At 45.3% G+C, this 1145-nt stretch carries 3 protein-coding genes; all 3 read right to left on the bottom strand.

Annotated elements, in window-relative coordinates:
- A partial coding sequence (locus J07HQW2_RS09060; RefSeq protein WP_048075587.1) for a hypothetical protein occupies positions 1 to 335 on the bottom strand: 335 nt, incomplete at its 3' end.
- Complete coding sequence (locus J07HQW2_RS09055) at positions 328 to 570, bottom strand: hypothetical protein (protein ID WP_021053833.1); 243 nt, start codon at positions 568 to 570, stop codon at positions 328 to 330. The genes J07HQW2_RS09060 and J07HQW2_RS09055, both read right to left, overlap by 8 nt.
- 367 nt (positions 571 to 937) lie before the next feature.
- Positions 938 to 1145, bottom strand: a 208-nt coding sequence (locus tag J07HQW2_RS18230; protein WP_303704037.1) for a hypothetical protein, incomplete at its 5' end; no start/stop codon positions are given.

Below are 1145 nucleotides of genomic sequence, written 5' to 3'. Positions count from 1 at the left end.
ATATGCTCTTGAACAAACTCGTGTGTGCGTTTTTCGAGTTCATCTGTATCATACTCTGCCGTCATTTCAATCGCCTGCACCCATTCTCCGTCTTCTTCAGAGAATGCGACTGTGGTGCCGTGTTCTTCGGTTACATGAATCAGACTGTATACACGCAGCGCCTCATACACATGTAGGAAATCACCGGCTTCATCGATCTCATCGAACGGCGCCAGCGTGTCATCTGGAAACACCTTCATTGTAGTCAACGGTGAGACCTCTCCTGAGTCGACCAGTGCCTCTACTTCATCCACCTCAGGAGGTTTGAGCGGACGGTTAGGGAGCGAGTCAATCATCTGCATTCTCCCGTGAATCATCCATCAGTTCATATAATTTAGTGTACACCTTCCGCACGTATCCGTGCTCTGTCATTCGAGCGAATATATCCGGCGCGTATTGGAATGAATATGCTGTTCCATCACTAGCGTATGATGCTGTCATATAATCATCTGCTGGTGACGAAAACACCACTTCACCCGATAGATTCAATCCATCTGAGTTTAGCATTAGATCAGTCTTTATTGAACTCATATTCTATGATATGTGGAAACGGATTGTAACGCTTAGGTTTGTGCTCTTAGAGTTTAGCTGTTGACTTGTATGAATGCGTGTTACCCAACAGCTCGGTGAGGTACTATATAGAATGCATCGGATGATACAGCATCCCGCAACGAAGTTTGGTGCCAAGCCATGTCTGAGAACATTCACGGGCAGGAACCGGCTGATTGCACGCCAATACAATGAGTGATAGCAAGCATACACAAATGTTGACGAAATTACTCACCTACGGACGTAACTGAAGAACCTACAGGGAGGTGCGTAACGGCGAGGGATATCATAAAGTACCAGTGGAATGCCGGCGCTCACGTGATAGCTTGCCGATCGTTGACCACGCAGATCAGCAAACATAATCCACTTCATCATCACCGCTAATATTATGATCCTCTCTACAAGTTTGGATTGAACAAATCTGCCAAGTTAATTCCTTCAGGTTGGCTCGAATCCAACCGCTCATAATTCGTGATTCGTGAATACTTGTTTCCACAATATTAGCGTGATTCACTATTTTTATCACGCTAAACTGCCGAGAGCGGAAATAAAAATAG

It is taken from the genome of Haloquadratum walsbyi J07HQW2 (genome assembly GCF_000415985.1).
GTDB classification, from domain to species: Archaea; Halobacteriota; Halobacteria; order Halobacteriales; family Haloferacaceae; genus Haloquadratum; species Haloquadratum walsbyi_B.
The sequence above is the reverse complement of the archived record's forward strand: the minus strand, read 5'-3'. Positions and strand labels throughout refer to the sequence as shown.

Bases quoted from the DNA above. Each gene is read 5' to 3' on its own strand.
- J07HQW2_RS09055 (WP_021053833.1), bottom strand. From the start codon at position 570: ATGAGTTCAATAAAGACTGATCTAATGCTAAACTCAGATGGATTGAAT.